At 63.2% G+C, this 21,816-nt stretch carries 17 protein-coding genes and 1 pseudogene; 11 read left to right on the top strand and 7 right to left on the bottom strand.

Annotation, left to right across the window (positions count from 1 at the left end):
* Positions 1 to 105: 105 nt before the first annotated feature.
* Positions 106 to 540, bottom strand: coding sequence for a VOC family protein (locus F757_RS0100975; protein ID WP_027209730.1), 435 nt, complete (start codon positions 538 to 540; stop codon positions 106 to 108).
* 149 nt (positions 541 to 689) lie between these two features.
* Here F757_RS0100975 and F757_RS0100970 point away from each other — a divergent pair, with 149 nt between their 5' ends.
* Together F757_RS0100970 and F757_RS0100965 are read left to right on the top strand one after the other, a co-directional pair.
* On the top strand, positions 690 to 1,565 hold the full coding sequence (locus F757_RS0100970) for a LysR family transcriptional regulator (protein ID WP_027209729.1): 876 nt from the start codon (positions 690 to 692) through the stop codon (positions 1,563 to 1,565).
* 378 nt (positions 1,566 to 1,943) lie between these two features.
* Positions 1,944 to 2,582, top strand: coding sequence for a LysE family translocator (locus F757_RS0100965; protein WP_027209728.1), 639 nt, complete (start codon positions 1,944 to 1,946; stop codon positions 2,580 to 2,582).
* Positions 2,583 to 2,588: 6 nt separating this feature from the next.
* Here F757_RS0100965 and F757_RS0100960 read toward each other — a convergent pair whose 3' ends face one another.
* From F757_RS0100960 to ftrA, 3 genes are all read right to left on the bottom strand, one after another.
* The gene (locus F757_RS0100960) at positions 2,589 to 4,313 is read right to left on the bottom strand and encodes a SulP family inorganic anion transporter (protein ID WP_027209727.1); all 1,725 of its coding nucleotides are present in this window, start codon (positions 4,311 to 4,313) and stop codon (positions 2,589 to 2,591) included.
* A 562-nt stretch (positions 4,314 to 4,875) separates the two neighbouring features.
* Complete coding sequence (locus tag F757_RS0100950) at positions 4,876 to 6,078, bottom strand: DUF2252 domain-containing protein (protein WP_027209726.1); 1,203 nt, start codon at positions 6,076 to 6,078, stop codon at positions 4,876 to 4,878.
* A gap of 64 nt (positions 6,079 to 6,142) precedes the next feature.
* Positions 6,143 to 7,108, bottom strand: coding sequence for a transcriptional regulator FtrA (gene ftrA / locus F757_RS0100945; RefSeq protein WP_027209725.1), 966 nt, complete (start codon positions 7,106 to 7,108; stop codon positions 6,143 to 6,145).
* A gap of 128 nt (positions 7,109 to 7,236) precedes the next feature.
* Here ftrA and F757_RS0100940 point away from each other — a divergent pair, with 128 nt between their 5' ends.
* From F757_RS0100940 to F757_RS0100920, 5 genes and pseudogenes are all read left to right on the top strand, one after another.
* Complete coding sequence (locus F757_RS0100940) at positions 7,237 to 7,701, top strand: rhodanese-like domain-containing protein (RefSeq protein ID WP_084530668.1); 465 nt, start codon at positions 7,237 to 7,239, stop codon at positions 7,699 to 7,701.
* A 186-nt stretch (positions 7,702 to 7,887) separates the two neighbouring features.
* Positions 7,888 to 8,751 (top strand): KPN_02809 family neutral zinc metallopeptidase, encoded by an 864-nt coding sequence (ypfJ, locus tag F757_RS0100935; RefSeq protein WP_027209723.1) that lies wholly within the window; start codon positions 7,888 to 7,890, stop codon positions 8,749 to 8,751.
* Positions 8,752 to 9,130: 379 nt separating this feature from the next.
* A complete protein-coding gene (oxlT, locus tag F757_RS0100930) occupies positions 9,131 to 10,465 on the top strand; it encodes an oxalate/formate MFS antiporter (protein ID WP_027209722.1) in 1,335 nt (444 codons plus the stop codon).
* A gap of 202 nt (positions 10,466 to 10,667) precedes the next feature.
* Positions 10,668 to 12,752: pseudogene (locus F757_RS0100925) on the top strand (putative bifunctional diguanylate cyclase/phosphodiesterase); the annotation flags it as partial.
* A gap of 165 nt (positions 12,753 to 12,917) precedes the next feature.
* Positions 12,918 to 13,724: a hypothetical protein gene (locus F757_RS0100920; protein ID WP_027209720.1), complete on the top strand. Its 807-nt coding sequence runs from the start codon at positions 12,918 to 12,920 to the stop codon at positions 13,722 to 13,724.
* A gap of 282 nt (positions 13,725 to 14,006) precedes the next feature.
* Here the strand turns inward: F757_RS0100920 and dapA are convergent, their stop codons facing one another.
* Positions 14,007 to 14,897 carry a 4-hydroxy-tetrahydrodipicolinate synthase gene (gene dapA, locus F757_RS0100910; RefSeq protein WP_027209719.1) on the bottom strand — a complete coding sequence of 297 codons (891 nt, stop codon included), beginning with the start codon at positions 14,895 to 14,897 and terminating at the stop codon, positions 14,007 to 14,009.
* Between the two features lie 418 nt (positions 14,898 to 15,315).
* Here dapA and F757_RS0100900 point away from each other — a divergent pair, with 418 nt between their 5' ends.
* Positions 15,316 to 16,608 carry an aspartate carbamoyltransferase gene (locus F757_RS0100900; RefSeq protein ID WP_013341603.1) on the top strand — a complete coding sequence of 431 codons (1,293 nt, stop codon included), beginning with the start codon at positions 15,316 to 15,318 and terminating at the stop codon, positions 16,606 to 16,608.
* 92 nt (positions 16,609 to 16,700) lie between these two features.
* Here F757_RS0100900 and F757_RS0100895 read toward each other — a convergent pair whose 3' ends face one another.
* Complete coding sequence (locus F757_RS0100895; RefSeq protein ID WP_027209718.1) at positions 16,701 to 17,477, bottom strand: NAD(P)H-dependent oxidoreductase; 777 nt, start codon at positions 17,475 to 17,477, stop codon at positions 16,701 to 16,703.
* 76 nt (positions 17,478 to 17,553) lie between these two features.
* On the opposite strand from F757_RS0100895, the gene F757_RS0100890 reads away from it, so the two are divergent.
* Positions 17,554 to 18,462 (top strand): LysR family transcriptional regulator, encoded by a 909-nt coding sequence (locus F757_RS0100890; RefSeq protein WP_027209717.1) that lies wholly within the window; start codon positions 17,554 to 17,556, stop codon positions 18,460 to 18,462.
* A gap of 122 nt (positions 18,463 to 18,584) precedes the next feature.
* Here F757_RS0100890 and F757_RS0100885 read toward each other — a convergent pair whose 3' ends face one another.
* Positions 18,585 to 19,466 carry an aldo/keto reductase family oxidoreductase gene (locus F757_RS0100885; RefSeq protein WP_027209716.1) on the bottom strand — a complete coding sequence of 294 codons (882 nt, stop codon included), beginning with the start codon at positions 19,464 to 19,466 and terminating at the stop codon, positions 18,585 to 18,587.
* A 110-nt stretch (positions 19,467 to 19,576) separates the two neighbouring features.
* Between F757_RS0100885 and F757_RS0100880 the strand changes: the two genes are divergently transcribed.
* Together F757_RS0100880 and F757_RS0100875 are read left to right on the top strand one after the other, a co-directional pair.
* Entirely contained in the window at positions 19,577 to 20,473 is an 897-nt protein-coding gene (locus F757_RS0100880; protein ID WP_027209715.1) for a LysR family transcriptional regulator, read from the top strand.
* 106 nt (positions 20,474 to 20,579) lie between these two features.
* Positions 20,580 to 21,800: a sensor histidine kinase gene (locus tag F757_RS0100875; RefSeq protein ID WP_027209714.1), complete on the top strand. Its 1,221-nt coding sequence runs from the start codon at positions 20,580 to 20,582 to the stop codon at positions 21,798 to 21,800.
* Positions 21,801 to 21,816 lie beyond the last annotated feature (16 nt).

The raw sequence follows: 21,816 nt of genomic DNA, 5'->3' as shown, positions 1-21,816 counted from the left end.
CGCTTGTCAGGAAGGAAGTTGTAAGGCAAAAGCCTTGCAAGGCGGCCATGCGCCAAGCGCAGGCCGCCACTTTTATTTCAGTTTGCCTACGAATTTCGTGCGCTTTTACTTCGCGAACAGCGACGCCATGTCGGCAAACGCTTTGAATTCCAGTGCGTTGCCCGACGGGTCCAGGAAGAACATGGTGGCCTGTTCGCCTACTTCGCCCTTGAAACGCACGTGCGGCTCGATGATGAAGTCGATGCCCGCCTGTTGCAGCTTGTCGGCCGCAGCCTGCCATTGCTCCATGGAAAGCACGGCGCCGAAGTGGCGCACCGGCACGGCGTCGCCGTCCACCTTGCTGGTTTGCCGGTGGCCGACTTCTTCCGGCGCGAGATGCGCGACGATCTGGTGCCCGTAGAAATTGAAATCGACCCACTGCTCCGAGCTGCGGCCTTCGGGACAGCCGAGCAGTTCGCCATAGAACTCGCGCGCGGCGGCAAGGCTGTGGACGGGAAACGCCAGATGGAACGGCGGCAACGCGGTTTGAGTAACGCTCATGATGTAAGGGACTCGCTGTGAGTGATGCGGTTGACGGATACGGCGCTTCGTTGCGGCGCTTCATTTCCGCAAAGTCTAACCACAAGTAAAAATGATGGAAAACGATATATATTGGAGCTGACCATCACCAGAATCGATTAATCCAAAACATGCTTGCCGAGCTCAGAACCCTGATCGCCGTCAGCCAGTACGGCACGTTTTCCTCTGCGGGTGCGCGCATCGGACTCACTCAATCGGCAGTGAGCGCGCAGATGCAGCGGCTCGAAGATGAACTGGGATTTGCGCTCTTCGACCGCACCGGCCGCTCCGCGACGCTCAACGAGGCCGGGCGCGAAACGCTCGCGCTCGCCGAGGAAATCATCGCGATGTACGCGCGCCTCTCGCAGCGCGGCGCGGTCGCGGCGGAGAGCGGCATGCTGCGCGTGGGCGCGATCGCGTCGGCGCAAGTGTCGTTTCTCGCCGACGCACTGGCGCGTTTTCGCGAGGACCGTCCAGGCTGGCGCATTCGTGTGGTGCCTGGCGTGTCGCTCAACCTGCTCGGCCAGGTGGACTCAGGCGAGCTCGATCTTGCCGTCATCATCAAGCCGCCGTTTGCGTTGCCCTCAGAACTGGAATGGCGCACGCTCGTCACCGAACCGTTCGTGCTGCTGGTGCCCAAAGCGCTCGCGCGCGGCAAGCGCTCGTGGCGCGAGCTGCTGAAAAGCGAACCGTTTATCCGCTACGACCGCACTTCGTTCGGCGGGCGGCTCGTCGAGCGCTTTTTGCGGCGCGCGCGGCTCAACGTACAGGACGTGCTGGAGCTCGACGAGTTGCAGGCTATCGCGCAACTGGTCGCGCGCGGTGTCGGCGTGGCGCTGATTCCGGACACCGCAGGCCTCGGCAAGTGGCCCGCCGGCGTGGCGGCGTTACCGCTGGAAGAGGCGACGTTTCATCGCGAGATAGGGCTCGTGCAGCGCCCGCGGCACAACCGGCAAGCGGTGGCCGAAGCGCTGGCCGATTGCATTGTGAGCGCGGCGCAGCAGTGAGGACGGCTGGGCCGTTGAGCCGTTGAGCCGTTGAGCCGTTGAGCCGTTGAGCCGTTGAGCCGTTGAGCCGTTGAGCCGTTGAGCCGTTGAGCCGTTGAGCCGCTGAGCCGCTGAGCCGTTGAGCCGTTGAGCCGTTGAGCTAGCGTAACGTTGTAGCGCTTCTGCCTCTTCTGCCTCTTCTGCCTCTTCTGCCTCTTCTGCCTCTTCTGCCTCTTCTGCCTTTTCTGCCCTTCTGCCTCTTGCGCCCCTTCTGCCCCCACTGCCGCTTTTCACCCCAACCGCCGAATTGTGCCGACCGGCGCTCGCGCAACTGTATCTGTGCGCTCGCCACGGCGGCGCGCAGAATCGTCATTCCCTGCCCGCCCGCGAGCTTAGCCCATGACGCCCACCGCCTTTCTCACCGCCGACGTTTTGATCGCCTACAGCGCCTACTTCGTCGGCACGGCCAGTCCCGGTCCGAGCAATCTGGCCATCATGTCCCTCGCGATGAGCGCGGGCCGCCGCCCGGCGCTCACGTTTGCGTTGGGCGTCGTGTCCGGCTCGTTCTTCTGGGCGCTGCTTGCGTCGCTCGGATTGTCGGCGGTGCTGGCCGCTTACTCCGGGTGCCTCGTCGCCATCAAGATTGCGGGCGGGCTTTATCTGCTGTGGCTCGGCTTCAAATCGGCGCGTTCAGCGCTTGCGCCTGCGAGGCTGCCGGATGCGCACGCGCGAGCGGACGAACCGCTCAAGCGGCTCTATCTGCGCGGCCTGCTGCTGCATCTGACCAATCCGAAGGCCATTCTGGTGTGGATGTCCATCGTGTCGCTCGCCATGTCCCCGGCGGGCGGCCGCACGCATACCGCGCCCGTCGTGCTGGGCTGCATGTGCATCGGCGTGTCGGTGTTCAGCAGCTATGCGCTGCTGTTTTCGACGGCCTCGGCGCGACGGGCTTACATGGCGGTCCGCCGCTGGCTCGACGGCTCGCTCGCAATCATGTTCGGCATTGCCGGCATCAAATTGCTGAGTTCGAAAAGCTAAAGCGCGCTATTTGCTGACGGGGTCCGCCACTCCCGCCGCACGCAGCGCTTCGTGCAAGGTGCCGAAAATACAGCTTGCGCCGATAATCGGCGTGATGCCGTGCCGGTCCATGTCGGCGCGCAAATAGCCGTTCGCGCGCGCGAAAATCACCCTGATGCCGCTGCGTTGCAACAGGCGGCACAACTCGCCGACCGAGCGCGCCGCCGAATAATCGAGATCCGTAATCGCGCTTGCGTCGATCACGAACCAGCGCACCTGGCTCGGCGCGTGGTCTATCAGGTTGCGCGTATCGTCGACGAAAAAATGGTCGTTCGCATAGAACAGGTCGGCCCCGAAGCGATACACGATGAGCCCAGGCGCGGTCTGCGTGCCGGCAACCGCGGGCACCGGTACCCACATGCCGTCGTCGCCCGGCGCAAGAATCATCGTATGCGGGCGGTAGCTGTGGCGCACGTGCCGCAGCAGCGACACGGCCACCGCAATCAGAATGCCGTGCTCTACGCCGATCAGCACCACGGCCGCGGCGGTGAATACGGCGAGTGCGAATTCGCCCGGACTTTCTCGGCGAATCGCAAAGAGCGTCTTCAGATCGACGAGGCCCACGGCAATCGTGAATACGATGCTCGCCAGAATGCAGCGCGGCAAATACTGCAGAAAGCGGCTGAAAAACAGCAGCACGACAACCACCACCAGCGCGAACACAATCTGCGCGAACTGGCTGCGCGTGCCGGCGCGGTCGGCCATTGCCGTCTGCGTCGGGCTGCCGTTCACGACAAAAGCGCCGGAAAACGCGGCTGCGGCGTTGGCCGCCGCAATGCCTAGCAAATCCCGATTGGTGTCGGCCGCTTCGTGATGCCGCTCGGCGAATACGCGGCTCGCGGCGGCGCTCTGCGCGACGATCATCACGAAACACGAGGCGGCAACCGGCATGAGGTCGAGAAACTGTTGCCACGTGACGGAAGGCACGCGCAGCGCGGGCAGGCCGCCCGCCACCGGACCCAGCACGGCAATGCCATGCGCGGCCCAACTGTACATATCGCTGGCAGCGATTCCCGCCACGACGGCAATCAACGGCACCGGCAGGCGCGGCAAGATGCGTTTGCAAAACAGCACGGCGGCCACAACCAGAACCGAAACGAGCAGCGTGGGCACGTTCACTTGCGCTGCCTCGCGCACGACCAGAAGCAGTTGGTCCATGCTGCGCGACGCATGACCGGGTAGGCCGAACATATCGCCCAGCATCGCGATACCCACCTGCACGCCGACTCCGGCAAGAAAGCCCACCAGCACCGTGCGCGACAGGAAGTCGGCGAGAAAGCCCAGTTTGAAAATGCGCGCGACGAGCAGCAGCGCGGCGGTCAGCAATGCGACCATCGCGGCAAGCGACGCATAATCGGTGCTCGAAACGCTTGCCATGCTCGACACGCGGCTGGCGAAGATGGTGGCGGTGGCAGAATCGGCCGCGACCACGAGGTGCCGCGACGCGCCGAACAACGCGAACGCGACAAGCGGCAGAAAGACGGTGTAAAGGCCCGTAACGGCAGGCATGCCGGCAATGCGGGCGTAACCGAGCACCTGGGGAATGTCCATCGCGGCGAGCTGTACACCCGCCAGCGCGTCGCGCCATGCAGCGGCGCTGTTTAAAGGCAGCACGCCCTTGAGCATACCGGCGCGCGCCGTTCTCTTGAGCAGGTCCGCCCGCGCCGTCCAATTCGCCAGAAAGTCTCGCATACGCGATGCCGCTTCAAACCCGGGTTGTTGCGCATCGTGCCGCGCCACGGCACTTCAACGCAAGACCTGCGGCCGCGGGCGGCGATGCACGAAGGAAACCGGCAGCGCCATTCGGCTGCCGGCTGTGCGCGAAATTGCAACGTTGAAAATCAACGCTTGAAATGACCTGTCTGCGGATCGACATGCCGCGCGAAACCGAAGAGCGCCGCAATGCAGATCGGACAGGCGATGAAGAAAACGGCCAACATCCCGCACCCCGTAACCATTTGTTGTTACTGGCAAGTCTACGCCATAAGAAGGTGAATTGAATGAGGGAAAACCGCAAAGCACTGTTGCTGGTTATTACACCATCGTCAGGCAGCGGCGCGTTTCAGGCGCTGAAATAGCGGGTAAAAGCAATGAACCCGGAGGAAAGCTGTGAGCGGCAAATGCCTCGTTCGGATGCGCAAACGTTGTCGTGCCGTTTTGCTTTGAAGCTGCCACCGCTTCGTGCAAGGCGACAGTCTCGCCTCGCATGTGTCGATGCCTGCTCGACGAAGCCTCGCGCCCGCCACGCACGGTGCTACACCGCGAACGCACCGCTATCGTAAGCCTCGCAATAACTTTTCCAGTCCACCGCAACTTGCGCCGCGCAGTGCGTCGCCAGTTCGATCAACGGCGCTTGCCAGTCCGCGCGATTGCCGAACGCAATCATGTCGTCCGCAATCGACGAATTTTGCCGGCCGCCACTGCGCAAATGCGCCCAGGCACTCAACTCCGCCATGCTGCCGACCACGCCTTCGAGCCTCGGCAACTTGCCGTTCCAGTCACGCAACGCGACGCGGTCCTCCGACGGCTGCAGGCTGCGCAGCACATACGAGCGCTGATTGAAGTCCACCGCGTGCAAGAACGCCTGCGAAACCGCCTGATTACGCCGCTGGATTTCGACCACGCGCTCGGCTTCGCTACGCCATGCCGGTTGCGGCGTGCGCAGATGCGGCACGAGCGAAGAAGGCAGCGCTTCCTTCAGGTCGATCAGATAGTTGCCGTCCGGCGAGCCCTTGCCTTCCACCAGAATCACATAACGGTCTACGCCAAGGCTTCCTGTACCCGCAATGCGGCGCGCAACGTCGAGCACACGGTAAAAGTCCGGATCGCTTTCGCCGGCCGCGAACCGCTGCATGAAGAACGTGACCGCGGCGCGCCGTTCATCGCTTACGGGCAGTGCTTTTTTGCCGTCTACCTTTAGCTTGCGCGTTTTGCCTTTCAGAACGGTGCGGCGCTCGAGGTGGGCGACGCGCGTGCGGCCGGCCAATGCATCGAACAGATCGCGCACCATGCCCGAGGACGTCTCGCGCTCGACCCAACGCGCCTTGCCGTAGGCGAGCGCCGCACCATACGCGTGCGCGGCTGTATGACAGAGCGCGAGCGCCTGCGCGCGGCTCAGTTCGAGATCGGCCGCGCCGACCTGCACGCTGGTCAGCAAACGCACCAGTTCGTACAGATTGGGCGCGAGGCACGCTTCGTCGAAATCGTTGTTGTCGAAATAGACAAGGCCGTTGTCCGCCTTGTAACTGCCAAAGTTCTCCAGATGCATGTCGCCGCAGATCCACACGGGCGGCGCGGCGTCGAATAGCGGATCTTGCCGCAGGCGCTCGTAGAACAGATGACACGTGCCGCGCAGGAGCACGAATGGCGAGGTGCGCATCGCGTTGTACTTCATGGTCAGCCGTTCGGGATCGCGGCCTGCGTTAAAGCGTGCGATGGTCTGTGCGATGTCGGTCATCTAGATTCCTTGCAGACGGCATGGTGCGTCATCGCGCCGGGAAGAATGCGGCACGCCGGCGCCGTTAGGCGACTGGCGGCGCGCCGAACTTCTTGCGATACGCCCCTGGGCTCGTGAGCGCAATGCGCCTGAAATGACGACGCAGTGACTCTTCGGAGCCGAAGCCCGCGAGTGCCGCGACGCGTGCCATCGGCAACGGTTTGGGCGTCTCCAGCAACTCGCGCGCCACGGCCACGCGCTCGCGCACCAGCCACTCGTACGGCGCCATGCCCGTGGCGTCATGAAACTGCCGCTGCAACGTGCGCGGACTCATAGCCGCGCGTTCGGCCAGGGAGCGCAGCGTGTGCGGCAATGCCGGATGAGCGCGCACCCAGTCCATCAGACGCGCGAGGCGGCCACTTTCGTCTTGCGGCATGGGACGCGGCACGAATTGCGCCTGACCGCCCTCGCGATGCGGCGGCACCACGAGGCGCTGCGCGACGCGGTTTGCGACGGCGCTGCCATGATCGCGCCGCACGAGATGCAGCAGCATGTCGAGCCCCGCCGCCGATCCCGCCGACGTGATGATCTGCTGCTCGTCGACATACAGCGCGTCGGGCCGCACTCGCAGATGCGGATAGCGCTCCTGCAACCTGGCGGCGTAACGCCAGTGCGTGGTGACCGTCTTGCCGTCAAGCACGCCCGCAGCCGCGAGCACGAACACGCCTGAACAGATCGAGCAGAGACGCGCGCCGCGTTTGTACGCGGCGCGGATTTTCTTCAGCAGCGGCTCGGGCGGCAGTTCGTCTGCATCGCGCCAGCCGGGTATCACGATGGTATCGGCGCGATCGAGCAGCCTGAGCGTATACGGCGCTGCAATCGTAATGCCGCCCGCCGCGCGAATCGGCCCCGCCTCTGCCGCGCAGACGGCGAAGCGATACCAGTTCACGCCGAGCTCCGGCCGTTCGAGCGCGAACACCTCGGTCACGCAGCCGAATTCGAAAGTGCAAAGCCGGTCATAAGCCAGCGCGACGACAAGATGATTGTGCATGGCGTGATGTTACCGAAGATTGACGATTGCGCCACTTACCCGTTGCAGGCCCAGGCAACACAATGGGCTGCCTCAATTGCAAAGCAGCCGGCACACTTCACTCACACGCCTTCAAGGGAGACCCCATCATGTCGGAGTTCAACGCCATGGACACCATCGGCAAGGTAGATGCGGACCGCCACACCAACGCCGTGACTGCCGTGCCCGCCGCGCCAGGCCCCGTAGCCGTTGCGCATTTCGAGGCCATGTTTGCGTTCGAAACCGATTGCGCCGACGTATTCGCCGCGCTGCAAAGCGGCACGCCGGGCTTTGTGCTGCTCGACGTGCGCAGCCCCGCGCTCTTCGCAGCGGGGCACGTGCCTCGCGCGGTTAACCTGCCGCATGGCAAGATCGTCGCGTCAAAGCTCGCCGGCTATCCGGACGATACGCTCTTCGTCACCTATTGCGCGGGTCCGCATTGCAACGGCGCCGCCCGCGGCGCGCTACGGCTTGCGCGCCTGGGGCGCCCCGTCAAGCTGATGGCCGGCGGCGTCACCGGCTGGCTCGACGAGGGCTATACGCTCTCGTCCGCTGCGTGCGAAGAGAACCGCTAGCCGGTCCTGCATGGACGCGCGTCTTCAGGGTCGACCAACTTTTTAGTCAGGTCTGAGCCAACCATCGCTATCCGGAACGTGGGCGAGCGCACATAGCGACGCCGCGCAGGTATGCTAACTGCTCCATTGCGGCAGTAGACCGCAATGGGTCACAACCTGTCGCGAACGGATCACGGAGAACACGCCATGCGCCTTGATGATGAAGTGGAAAGCCAGAACGTCGAAGACCGGCGCGGCGGTGGAATGCGCGTGGGCGGCGGCATCGGCCTTGGAACGATTGTTATCGCGCTGGCGGCGTCGTACTTCTTCGGTATTAATCCAATGACCATTATCAACGGTGCGCAAGTGCTGCAAGGCAATGCGCCGCAGGCCAACACGCCGACCAACGCGCGTCCCGCCGACGACCCCGGCAGCCACTTCGTGCGCCGCGTGCTCGGCAACACGGAGCGGACCTGGCAGCACATCTTTCGTACGCAGTTCAATCAGGACTATCCGGCGCCCAAGCTCGTGCTGTTTAGCGACGCGACGTCGACTGCCTGCGGCACCGGCCAGTCCGCGATGGGCCCGTTCTACTGTCCTCCGGACCGCACCGTCTATATCGACCTGTCGTTTTACCGTGAACTGCGCGAGCGTTTCGGCGCGGGTGGCGACTTCGCGCAAGCCTATGTGATCGCACACGAGGTGGGACATCACATCCAGAACGTGCTCGGCATCTCGGACAAGTACGAAGCCGCGCGTGCGCGCGTATCGCAGGCGCGCGGCAATGCGTTGTCCGTGCGCCTGGAATTGCAGGCCGACTGTTTTGCGGGCGTGTGGGCCGCGGTCGCGCAACAGATGAACGCGAAGCTCATGGAACCGGGCGACTTCGAACAAGGACTGAACGCAGCCGGCGCGATCGGCGACGACCGGTTGCAGCGGCAATCGCAAGGACGCGTGGTGCCGGAGGCATTCACGCATGGCACGAGCGAGCAGCGTCAGCGGTGGCTCAGGCGTGGCATGACCACGGGCGACGTCCGCCAGTGCGATACGTTCTCTGCACAGTCGCTGTGAGCTTCGCCTCGCGCCGATTCGCGCAATGAGCGCCCTCGTACAATCACTACCCACAAAAACCTAACATTACATTCAACTTTCAGCTATAAAGGCGAGACATGCGGTGAACAGCCTTGTCTCGCTGCATGCCTCAGCCCGCCGGCCTTGTCGGCGGGCTTTTTTTGACTCTTTTGCATGAGTCGCACGCACTCCTTCATTTCCCTTTCATATCAGGAAAGTTGTCAGCAAACGTCGGGTTTCTTTCGCTTGACTTACTTGATATATCACATACTGTATCGATTCGACCACCGACTTCAACACGCATCGAAGACGTCCAAAGGTCGTTGCGAAGCGTCATCGCTTCGCAATCACAAGACAAGGCATGTCAAAGGAGACAGTGATGGAAACGGATCGTCAGGAAGGAGCGTCGTGGGTAGCGTCACCGTGGGTGCAACTCGTATTCGGCGTCATCTGCATGGCAATGATCGCCAACATGCAATACGGCTGGACTTTGTTCGTCAATCCGATCAACGAAAAATACCAATGGGGCCGCGCGGCAATTCAGGTCGCGTTCACGATCTTCGTGGTGACCGAAACGTGGCTTGTGCCCATTGAAGGGTATCTCGTCGACAAGTACGGGCCGCGTCCGGTGGTGGTCGGCGGCGGCCTGTTGTGTGCGCTTGCGTGGGCGCTCAACTCGGTGGCGTCGTCGCTGCCCCTGCTTTACGTAGCGGCGGCCATTGGCGGCGTCGGCGCAGGCGCGGTCTACGGCACCTGCGTGGGCAACGCGCTCAAGTGGTTTCCCACCCGTCGCGGCCTTGCAGCGGGGATCACGGCAGCCGGCTTCGGCGCTGGATCGGCGGCGACCGTCATTCCGATTTCGAACATGATCAAGAGTAGCGGCTACGAAGCGACCTTCCTGTGGTTCGGTCTCGGCCAGGGGGTGATCGTAATCGTGCTGGGACTCGCACTGCTCGCGCCGCCCGCCAGCCTGCTCGCCACCGCAAAGAGCGCCGTGCGTCGCGTCGTGTACAACGCGACGCCGCGCGAAGTGGTCAGCTCGCCGGTGTTCTGGGTGATGTATCTCATGTTCGTGATGATGGCTGCCGGTGGTTTGATGGCGACCGCGCAACTCGGGCCCATCGCCAAAGACTTCGGCTTGCACGAATCGCCCGTTTCGTTGCTCGGCCTGACCTTGCCGGCGCTCACCTTCGCGTTGACAATCGACCGTGTGCTGAACGGTTTGACCCGGCCGTTCTTCGGTTGGATCTCGGATCGCATCGGCCGCGAAAACACCATGTTTCTTGCCTTCGCGATCGAAGCAGTCGGGATTCTGGCCTTGTCGAAATACGGCCATAGTCCAGTGGCGTTCGTCGTGCTGACCGGCATCGTGTTCTTTGCATGGGGCGAAATCTACAGCCTGTTTCCGGCGACCTGCGGCGACACCTACGGGCCGAAGTTCGCGGCTACCAATGCAGGCTTGCTGTACACGGCAAAAGGCACGGCCGCGCTGCTGGTCCCGTTCACGAGCATCATTACAGCGGCAACCGGCAGCTGGCACGCGGTGTTCATGCTCGCGTCGGGTATGGCGGCCGCGGCCGCCCTGCTCGCGCTCTTCGTGCTCAAGCCGATGCGCCGCGCCCATGCTGCGCGTCACGCGAGCCCGGTTAGCGAAAGCCCTTATAGCAGCCCGATTATCAGTGAATCGGCGCGTGTTTCTGTCGACGGAGGTTGATGGAATGTGAGCCGACGGGCGGCAGCAGCGATGGCAGGAACTGCACGCTCGCTGCCGCGCGGCTTCGTGGTTCGTGAATCGTGAGTTCTGATTCGTGACCGCGGACGGCAGCGTGTATCGACCGCTAACATATTGAAAATCAATTAAATAAACGCGCTGAAGTGTCGATAACAAGTTCAACCGCTTCTCCCTCGCGGTTGGACTTCACATGCAGAGCTCATACAACCCCTGGCTGGTCGTCATGTCGTTTTTCGTGGCGACGCTCGCGTCGTACACGGCACTCGATCTGACCGGCCGCATCTTCGTGCTGGCGTCGCCGCGGTTGCGGCACATCTGGCGTATGGGCGGCGCGGCAGCGTTGGGCATTGGCATCTGGTCGATGCATTTCGTCGCCATGCTCGCGTTTTCCCTGCCTATTCCGCTCGGCTACGAGTTCGCGGACACAGCGTATTCGCTCGCGCTCGCCATCGGCGCATCGTATCTGGCGCTCTGTCTGACCACACACGCACGTTTGACGGCCACACGCCTTGTCGCCGGCGGCGGTTTCATGGGCCTCGGCATTGCGGGCATGCACTACAGCGGCATGGCTGCGTTGCGCATGTCGCCTGGCATCAGCTATCGGCCGACGTGGTTTGCGGCCTCGCTTGCGATCGCGATTGTCGCCGCGACTGCCGCGCTGTGGATGGCCCGCGCGCTCAGCAACGACGACGCGCGGCATGTGCTGCAAAAGCGCTTCGGCGCGGCGCTCGTGATGGCGGTTGCGATCAGCGGCATGCATTACGCGGGCATGGCCGCGGCCAAGTTCGCCCCCGGCGCCATCTGCGGCGCGGCGGCCAGTGTGCATGCCGGGTGGCTCGCGACCTCGGTGATTCTCTTCACACTCGCGATTCTGATCGTCACGTTGCTGCTGTCGCGTTTCGACGCGCGCACCAGTTTCCTCGTTGGCGCCGTGTCGAAGCTCAACGGGCAGATCGTGCGGCTTGCCACGCTCGACACACTGACCGGACTACCCAACCGCGCCACGCTGACAGAGCGCATGGAGCGCGCGATTCATGCAGGACGTCGCCAGCGGTCGCTCGTTGCGGTCCTCTTCATGGACATTGACGGCTTCAAGACGATTAACGATTCGCTCGGTCATTCGGCCGGAGACCAGGTGCTGTCCGCGTTCGCGCAGCGTCTGCTGAAATGCGTGCGCGCGGGCGACACCGTCGCGCGCCTCGGCGGCGACGAATTCGTCGTGCTCACGGAGCAACTCGCATCGCGCAAGGACGTAGCAGCACTTGCGGAAGGCGTGCTCGAACGCATGCGGCGCGGCACATGGGCCGATTCGCAGCCTTTGCAGGTCATGCCGAGCATAGGCATCGCATTGTTTCCGGAAGACGGCGATACGGTCGAGACGCTGCTCAAGCACGCGGACGCCGCGATGTACGAAGCGAAGCGCGCGGGCCGCAGTACGTACCGCTTTTTCGAGCGACGCATGAACGAAGCAGCGATGCGTACACTGCAGATCCAGAACGCCTTGCGCGAGGCGCTTGACGAGCGACATTTCACGCTGCACTTCCAGCCTAAATTTCATGGCAGAAACGAGTCGCTCGTGGGCGCCGAGGCGCTGATCCGTTTGCATGATCCGCAACTTGGCACGCTTGCGCCACTCGAATTCATTCCAATTGCCGAGCGTTCCGGACAGATCGTGCAGATCGGCTACTGGGTATTGCGCGAGGCGTGCCGGCAGATTCGTCGCTGGACCGCGCAGGGTCTGCCTGCGATCAAGGTGGCGATTAACCTGTCGCCGCGCCAGCTGTTGCAGGCCGATCTCGTGCCGACCATGCTCGGGATAGTGAACGACGAGGGCATCAGCTGCGAACAGATCATGTTCGAGATTACCGAAACCGTGGCGATGCAGGACGCTGCGAGAACGATCGAGATGCTGCGCGAATTTCACGCAAGCGGCTTTGAAATTGCCATTGACGATTTCGGCACCGGCTATTCGAGCCTCGCGTATCTGCAACGATTCCGCGTGAAGCAACTGAAGATCGACCGCTTCTTCACCAACGGTCTGGACGCGCACGGACCGGAAGGCAGCGCGATCGTTTCGGCGATCATCGCGCTCGCGCACTCGCTCGAAATGGATGTGGTGGCCGAAGGCGTGGAAACCGAATCGCAGCTTCATATGCTGAAGGCCATGCGGTGCGACGAAATGCAAGGCTTCCTGCTGGGCAAGCCGCTAACCGCGGAGGCCTTCGGCGATCTGCTGAGAGGACGGACCATGACTGCAGACGCCTGCTGACTGTTTGCGCAGGCACGGCGACACGATCCGGGACGCACCGCACCACATCGCACAACATCGCGACGCGTTGGGCACGCGCGAGTCCCGCGCAATCGCGCAAACGTTATCGCGCGGCCGTCCGGTCGAACAATAAACAATAAAAGCTGCATAGGTGCTGGAGACTTCATGAAATTCGACGTAGCAACGTTTACCTCGTTGTGGCTGATTACGTTTCTGTGCTGCGCACTCATCGCCACGGTGCTTGCGCGAATGTTTGCGCAAGTCGGCGCATTCCGCTTGTGGGCGGCCGCGTTCTACCTGGTCGCCGCGGCCGCAGCATGCTTTGCGTTGCATCTGACATGGCAGACCAACATCCTTCTTTTTGCAACCGCGACGCTGGCGCTGCAAAGCCGCATTCTGATCTGGCTCGGCACATGTGCGTTATTCGGCGTCCGAATCAAATGGCGCGGCGCGCTCATCGTCATGTGCCTGTTTTGCGTGATGTACGGCGGTGCGCTGCTCCTGAAACTGCCAATGGGCGCACGCGCCGTGCTGCTCGCGCTGTTCTTTGCGCCGTACCGCGCAGCCACGCTATATGAGGTCTGCCGCCGACGCCGTCCACACCTGGGCCTCGCGCGAACCATCGCCGTGATCGGCGCCGGCATCGCTACACTGAGTGCAATTGTGCCGCTCACGCTTGTGCTGCTCGACCGCGCGAATCTTGCGCTGCTGATCGGCAACCCGCAGACCACGTCCGCGGTTTACGCGGTGGTGTTCGCGGGCGACGTGCTGCTCGCGAGCGGACTGATCGTGCTGGCATTCAAGCTGCTGATTCTCGAACGCGACATGCTAGCGACGCTGGACCGCAGCGCGAGCGAACGTCTTGCCCTCTCCTGGAAGACGCGGGCCGGCGCGGGCCACGCAGCGGCTCGCGACACATTGCCGGGTCAAGACGAACCCGCGCAACGCCGGTCGCTGTCGGGCATGGTATGAGCCTCGCATGCGGCGGCGCTCGCGCGCACTGCGGCGCGCCCGGGCTGTCGCTGGCTCTTGCTGCTTGCGTTGGCTGCGGCTTGCCTGTGCTGCCGTTCGCCTGTGCTGCCGTTCGCCTCGGCTGCCGCTCGCCACGGCTGCCGCTCGCCTCTGCTGCCGCTCGCCTCTGCCGCCGCTTGCCTCTGCTGCCGTTCGCCTCTGCTGCCGCTCGCCCCTACTGCCGCGCGCCTCCGCTGCCGCCCGCCAACGCAGCCATCGCCGCCCGCGCGCCGGCCGCTTCGCTCAGGCGCGCTTCCACTCAGCAAGACGCTCCACTAACGTATCGCTTGCACGTGTCATCGGCAGACGAAGTCCGTCGCGTATCAGACCTTGCTGCGCGAGCCACGCTTTGACCGGCGCGGGATTCGGCTCGGCGAACAACGCGTGGATCAGCGGCACAAGCGCCTGAAAAATGCGCCGCCCTTCGTTGAGCGCACCTGCCGTGAGCGCGCGATAAAGCGCCACGAACTGTTCCGTACACACGTGAGCAGAAGCAGCAATCGCGCCACTGCCGCCGAGGCAAAGCGTGTTGAACATCTGCACGTCTTCGCCTGCCAGCACCTGCAAGCGGCCGTCATGAATCAGCGCGAGCGTGGTGTCGAGGGAACCGGCGCAATCCTTTACCGCCTGAATCCGTGGATGCGCGGCTAGCGTGAGCAGCGTATCGAGTTCAAGCCGCACGCCGGTGCGATACGGAATGTCGTAGAGCACCACCGGCTTTTCGCTGGCATCGGCAAGTGTCATGAAATGACTGACTATGCCGGCCTGCGAGGGCCTCACGTAGTACGGCGCGGCCATCAGCACACCGGCAATGGGCAGCGCATTCAGTTGCTCGATGCGATTGCGCATGCTGTCCGTGTGATTGCCCGATACGCCCACCACCACCGGCAACGCCGGCTTGGGCTCAGCGCTTTGGTTGCTCTCTGCCCCAGCCGCCTCAAGAATGGTTGCGAGCACAGCGTCCTGTTCGCGAGCGTCGAGCGCGGCCGGCTCCCCGGTCGTGCCCAATGCGACGATGCCGGCGACACCCGCGTCGGCATAGCGGCGCACGAGCGCGCGCAACGCGGCATGGTCAACCGCGCCGTCGGCGAAAGGCGTGATGAGCGGAATCCAGATACCCGAAAAAATAGACATGTCCTTCCTCTTGCGTCGATGAGCGACCGTATCGATTCCGGCAGCGTGCGAAGGAGAAAGACAGGAAAGACCGCCGAAGCGCGTGACCCGCTGTTCCGTCGCATCTGACGGAACAGCGTGCTCCGGTCAGATGAGCGGCTGTTTTTTGGCTTTGGCGCCGAACGCCGGGCGGCAGTGCGCGTCGCGCTCCGTAGCGGTGAGCGAAGCGCGCGCGCGTGCAGCCACGCGTTCTGCAGATACAGAACGAGGCGCGGTAGACAAGCAGAGTCGGAAAACGGGGCCGTAGAGCATGAAGCGCAGTGTAACCGCGCCCGATGTGCATTGGCAAAGTGCATCCCGAAATTGCTTGACTTCTGTGGCAGTCGAACTAATATACGCACCGCGTATATCCGGCGCATACATTTCGGCAGGTACCCTCATGAGCGTCCCCCAGCAAGCCTTCCTCCGCGACGCCATGCGGCGCCTGAACATGACCCGCGACACGTTCGCCGGCCGCATCGGCGTGTCCCGCCGGGCGCTGGATACATGGCTGCTGCCCGACGATTCGCAGGAATCGCGCGCGATGCCCGAGATTGTGGAGCGCTTTGTCTCCGAAATCGTCGTGCACGGCGAGCCGGGCGAAAAGTATACGCAAAGCGTAGACTCGCAGTCTCTGGCGAGTCAGATGCTGTGGGAAGGCAAGCCGCAATTACTGTCCGTCGACCAGTTCTCGCGCGACTCGGTGGAAGCGCTCTTTCGTGTCGCGGACATCATGCAGCCCATCGCGCGTCGCCGCAAAATCTCCCGCGTACTGGAAGGCGCGGTGCTCGGCAATCTGTTTTTCGAGGCCAGCACGCGCACCCGCGTGAGTTTCGGCGCGGCGTTCTGCCGGCTCGGCGGGTCCGTGTGCGACACCACGGGCTTCACGTTTTCGTCTATGGCCAAGGGCGAATCCATCTACGACACGAGCCGCGTGATGAGCGGCTACGTGGATGCGCTGGTGATCCGCCATCCGGAGCAAGGCTCGGTCGCCGAATTCGCGCGCGCGACCAACGTGCCCGTGATCAATGGCGGAGACGGCCCGGGCGAACACCCGAGCCAGGCCCTGCTCGACCTGTACACCATTCAGCGCGAGTTCTCCCGGCTCGGCAAGATCGTGGACGGCGCGCACATCGCACTGGTCGGCGATCTGAAATACGGGCGCACGGTGCACTCGCTCGTCAAACTGCTGGCGCTTTATCGCGGCATCAAGTTCACGCTGATCTCGCCGCCCATGCTGGAAATGCCGGGCTACATCATCGAGCAGATTTCGCGCAACGGCCATGTGATCGAACAGACTCACGACCTGCCGAGCGGACTGCGCGGCGCCGACGTGGTGTACGCCACGCGCATCCAGAAAGAGCGCTTTACCGACGAATCGTTCGAAGGCTACACACCCGACTTTCAGATCAATCAGGCGCTGGTGGACAGCGTATGCGGCAGCGATACGCTAATCATGCACCCGCTGCCGCGCGACAGCCGCCCAGGCGCCAACGATCTGAGCGTGGACCTCAATCACGATTCGCGGCTCGCCATTTTCCGGCAGACCGATAACGGCATTCCCGTGCGGATGGCGATATTCGCGGTGCTGCTCGGCGTCGAAAAACTGGTTCAGCATTCAATGCGCGACGCGGCCTGGCGCCCGCCCGCGTATCTCGGTCCGGACGACGCGGTGTTTCATGGCATCGACTGAAGTTTGTTCAATCAATCCGCTTATCGAAATAAAATGCGGCAGCGTCCAGGCCTGCACGCTGCCGCCGTTGCTTGTGTGCGTTCGCGCCACCACTATCTGACGTGTACGCCCAGGCCCTCGCGGCCTGGCGCGATGTCCTCCTTCAGCGTCAGTTCGGGAATCCGGTAGTCGCCGCCGTTTTGCGGACGGAATGGTATAGGCTGCGTATTCCACAGATTGTCGAGGCGCTCGCCGAGCGCGTCGCGCACCTGCAGGTACTTCTGTTCGTCAATGCGGCTCGTGCGATACACCACGAACGGCGGCAGCACGTCAAAGCCCGGGTAATACAGTATGCCGTGCTGGATCGGGAACAACACGTCGTCAATCGGACCGTTGATGCCGCGCGCACTGTAGTGCGATTCCCAGCCGCCCGTGGTGACCAGCAGCATCGCACGCTTGCCGGCGAAATTGCCCTCGCCATAGCGGTCGCCCCAGCGCGCATCGGAGTGCTCGCCCACGCCGTACGCGAACCCATACGCGTACACACGCTCCACCCAGCCTTTCATGATGGCGGGCATTGAGAACCACCAGAGCGGAAATTGCAGAATGAGCGCATCCGCCCATTTGAGCTTTGCCTGTTCAGCGGCGATGTCCGGACTTTGCAGCCCGTTTTCGAACGCATGCTTCGACGCGCGCGAGGGCTCGAAGCGCTCGCCGGTTACGGGCGCGAGGCTGTCGTGCGCATCGAGTGAGGCCTTCCAGTTCATTGCATACAGATCGGAAACCTGAACCGTGTGCCCCGCCTCCTGCAGACGCTTGACGGAAAAATCTCTCAGCGATCCATTCAACGAGCGTGGTTCAGGATGAGCATAAACAATCAGAACGTTCATTTCGGCTTGCCTTCAATCATGTGGGAATAAACACACGATAGGCGCCGTCGCGGTATATTGGAAATGAATTACGGAAATGGCAGGTATAACCGTGAATAATCTGCGCAAACTCGACCTGAACCTGCTCGTCACACTGGACGTATTGCTCGCGGAACTCAACGTGACGCGTGCTGCGGAACGTTTGAATTTTTCGCAGCCTTCGGTGAGTGTGCATCTTGCCAAATTGCGCGAAGTGCTTGGCGATCCGCTGCTGCTGCCGGGGCCGCGAGGCATGCGCCCGACCGCGCGCGCCGAGGCGCTACGCGAGCCGCTGCGGCAGGCGCTCGAAGCATTGGAGCAGGCCGTGGCGCCCGCGCGAGCCTTCGATCCGGCAGAGGCCACGCAAACGTGGCGCATTGCCGCGACGGACTACGCAGAGTCCACGATCATTCTTCCGGTGCTGCCCAGGCTGCGCGCGGCAGCGCCTGCCACGCGGCTCGCGGTTGTGGAGGCCGCGCCGCCGCGCCTCGCGAAGCAGGCCGAAAGAGGCGAGATAGACCTCGGCTTTCATACGAGCGAGGGCGCGCCCGTCGGCCTGCGCCGGCGAGTGCTGTTTGCAGAGCGTTATGTGCTGGCGTGCCGCGCGGACCATCCGCGTCTGAAACGGCGCCCTACGTTGGCGCAGTTCTCGAAGTTCGAGCACGTGATCGTTTCGCCGGACGGCGGCGGCTTTGCGGGCGTGACAGATGAAGTTCTCGCCAAAGCCGGTCTCACGCGCCGGGTCGTGCTGTCCGTTCCGCACTTTCTCTTCATGATCTCGGCGCTTGCCAGCACCGATCTGATCGCGATGGTGCCCGCCCGGCTCGTGCGCAACCACCCCGCGCTACGCGTGGTCGAGCCGCCCGTCGAGGTGCCCGGCTATGAAATGGCCATGCTGTGGCATGAGCGCTCGCATCGCGATCCGGCGCATCAGTGGTTGCGCGCGCAGATCGCGGACGCGGTGTGAGGCGTCATGCCGGGCCGATCCGACGGCGGGCCTGAGCCTCTGCATGCGCGCCTGCTTATGTGCGGGCATGTGTGCGGCTCGCATGTCGCCTTGCGGGCCTCCTTGCGTGCCTCGCCCGAGCGTCATGCCTGAGCGTCGGCACGCCCAACCGCGTCCAGTCGCGCGAGGATCTCGCCGCTCAGCTCGAGCCTTGCCGCCGCGAGATTCTCACGCAAGTGCTCGACCGATGACGTCCCCGGAATCAACAGAATATTCGGCGCGCGCTGCAGCAGCCACGCGAGCGCCACTTGCATCGGCGTGGCGCCGAGGGTTTGCGCAATGTCAGTAAGCGTCGAAGACTGGATCGGCGTGAAGCCGCCAAGTGGAAAAAACGGCACATAGGCAATGCCCTTAGCTGCGAGGTCGTCGATCAGCGAGTCGTCGGCGCGGTGCACGAGGTTGTAGTGGTTCTGCACACAAACGATCTTCGTGATGCGCTGCGCCTCGGCAATCTGCGCAGAGGTCGCATTGCTCAGGCCGATGTGGCGAATCAAGCCGCGTTGCTGGAGCTCGGCAAGCGCAGTGACCTGCTTTTCGATGGAGCCTTCGCGAGGCGCATGCACGTCGCCCATCAGCCGCAAGTTGACGACCTCCAGCGCGTCGAGGCCGAGGTTGCGCAGGTTGTCGTGGACGCCGCGCTCCAGATCCTCGGGCGCCTGCGCGGGCAGCCACGCACCGTCGCTGCCGCGCACCGCGCCCAGCTTGGTGACGAGCACGAGATCGGCGGGGTACGGGTGCAACGCCTCACGAATCAGCTGGTTGGTAATGTGCGGGCCGTAAAAGTCGCTTGTGTCGATGTGATTGACGCCTTGCGACACCGCTTCGCGCAGCACGGCAAGCGCGGCGTTGCGGTCCTTCGGCGGGCCGAATACGCCGGGTCCCGCGAGTTGCATTGCGCCGTAGCCCATGCGCCGAACCGGGCGCCCGGCGAGAGGAAAAGTCTGGGTGATGTTCGGATTCGGCATGTTGCTCTCCTTGCTGTTAAGACCAAGCCCAGTATGGCCGGGATTGCATCGTTCAATAAAGAGGACTAACGTGCACGGGTTGTTCAAATTTTCGAACAGTCAAGAGAGCTATGGAATTAAACGACCTCACGGCCTTCATTTCCGTTGCGCGCGCGGGCGGCTTTCGCGACGCGGCGCGCAGCAGCGGCGTTTCCGCGTCGAGCCTGAGCGTCGCCGTGCGCCGGCTGGAAACCCGGCTCGGTTTGCGCCTGCTGAACCGCACGACGCGCAGCGTCGCGCCCACCGAAGCGGGACTGCGTCTGCTGGAAAAACTGACTCCGCTCTTCAGCGAAATGGAAGCGGCGCTCGACGTGCTCAACGTATTCCGCGAGCAACCGAGCGGCACGCTCAAACTGAACGTACCGGCAAGCGCCGCGCGCATCGTGCTGCCGGGTATCATCGCGCCGTTTCTGAAGGCCTATCCAGACATTCGCGTCGAAGTGCTCGTCGAGGACGGCTTTGTCGACGTGCTGTCCATAGGCTGCGACGCCGGCATCCGCTACGACGAACGGCTCGAGAAAGACATGATCGCCGTGCCGATCGGCCCGCGCGTGGAGCGCTTCGCGACCGCCGCCGCGCCCGGCTACCTCGACGCTCGCGGACGCCCGCAACATCCGCGCGAGCTGCTCGCGCATGCTTGCGTGCGCGTTCAATTCGGCGGCGGCGCGACGCCGACCTGGTACTTCGAACGCGACGGCGAAGTGGTGCAAGTCGATCCGTCGGGGCCTCTCGTCGTGCGGCCGGGCGCCGCGATGGAACTGCTGATCGAAGCGGCCGTCGCGGGCGTGGGCGTGATCCAACTGTTCGAAGACATACTCCGCCCACATCTCGACAGCGGGGCCCTCGAGCCAATACTGGAGCCGTGGTGGCAACGTTTTTCCGGCCCGTTTCTTTACTACCCCGGCCACCGTCACGTGCCCGCGCCGCTGCGCGCGTTCATCGATTTCGTGAAAGAGCGCAACGGATGACCTCGCCAGTCCGCAAATTCGACGCCACGCCGTCGATTTGCGGTGATAATGAATTGCCGTTTTATGGGCACGCGCACAATTCCGAAACTTCATCCACCGCGCTACTATGAATGAGACACGCGTAAGCCCGCTTCGCAACTTCGCCGATTTTGTTCGTGCCGAGCGGGTTCAATTGACCGAGCAATGGATGGACGCGGTTTTTGGCGACGTAGACCTCGTGGAAGCCGACAAGCTCACTTACCAGCAACTCGCCGACCATCTGCCGGAAATTCTCGAGGGCTTGTGCTCGGCGCTCGATGTCGAAGACCTGGAACGCGTCGAACCCGACATCGAACGCGATGCGCGCAAGCATGGCATGGTGCGCTGGCGCCAGGGCTACCGCATCGAAGAACTCGTGCGCGAGCTGGATCTTTTCCACCAGGTGCTTGCCGACGCGCTCGACACTTATGCTGCGCGCGACAACGCGTTCACGCGCCGCCACGAAAGACGCGCGCGCCGCATGATTGCGGAAACGCTCAGCGTGGTCACGCTGACGTCGATCAGGGAAGTGGTCAGCGAACGCGACCGCAAGATCGACGAATACACGGGACGGCTCGAGCGCGCCAATCATGAGTTGAAGCTGAAGCAGCGGCTTGTCGGCGAATTGTACGAGTCGCGCATGCACATCACGCGCAGCGTGGTTCATGATCTGCGAAACTTTTTGAATGCGTTTTCGATGGCGCTGCAACTCATTGCTCGCGCGCCCGCGAAAGCCGACACCGCGTTGACGCTCGCCAACCGGCAGGCGGAGGACATGAAAGCGCTCGTCGAGCAGATGGTCGAGTACTCCGTGGTACTCGGCGACGGCGCACCGCTCACGCTCGAACAGGTCGATCTGCGTGAGCTCTACGAGGAACTCGTGGCGTCGTCGCGGCTCTCTATCGAGGCGAAGGGACTGACGTTGCGCACCGCGTTCGATCCCGCGCTTTCTGCGGTAACGTCGAACCGTTTGAAGCTCAAGCAGATCGCCGTGAATCTGCTTTCGAACGCAATCAAGTACACGCAATCGGGCCGGGTCGACCTGCACTTCGCCATGGCCGGTCCGGAACATTGGTCCATCCGCGTGTCGGATACCGGCGTGGGCATCGCGCCGGCGGATGCGGACCGCGTGTTCCATGAATTCGAGCGCGCCGCCGACGAGAATATTCCTGGCACGGGGCTCGGACTCGCCATCGTGAAAGAACTGTGCCGCGTGCTGGGCGGACACATCGACTTCGCGTCGCGCGAGGGCGTGGGCACCAGTTTCACGATCCGCTTTCCGTTGACGCTCGCGGCGGAGCCGTCGTAGCGGCGTGAGCGCGTGG

This window comes from Burkholderia sp. WSM2232 (assembly GCF_000472545.1).
Taxonomy (GTDB): Bacteria; Pseudomonadota; Gammaproteobacteria; order Burkholderiales; family Burkholderiaceae; genus Paraburkholderia.
The sequence above is the reverse complement of the archived record's forward strand: the minus strand, read 5'-3'. Positions and strand labels throughout refer to the sequence as shown.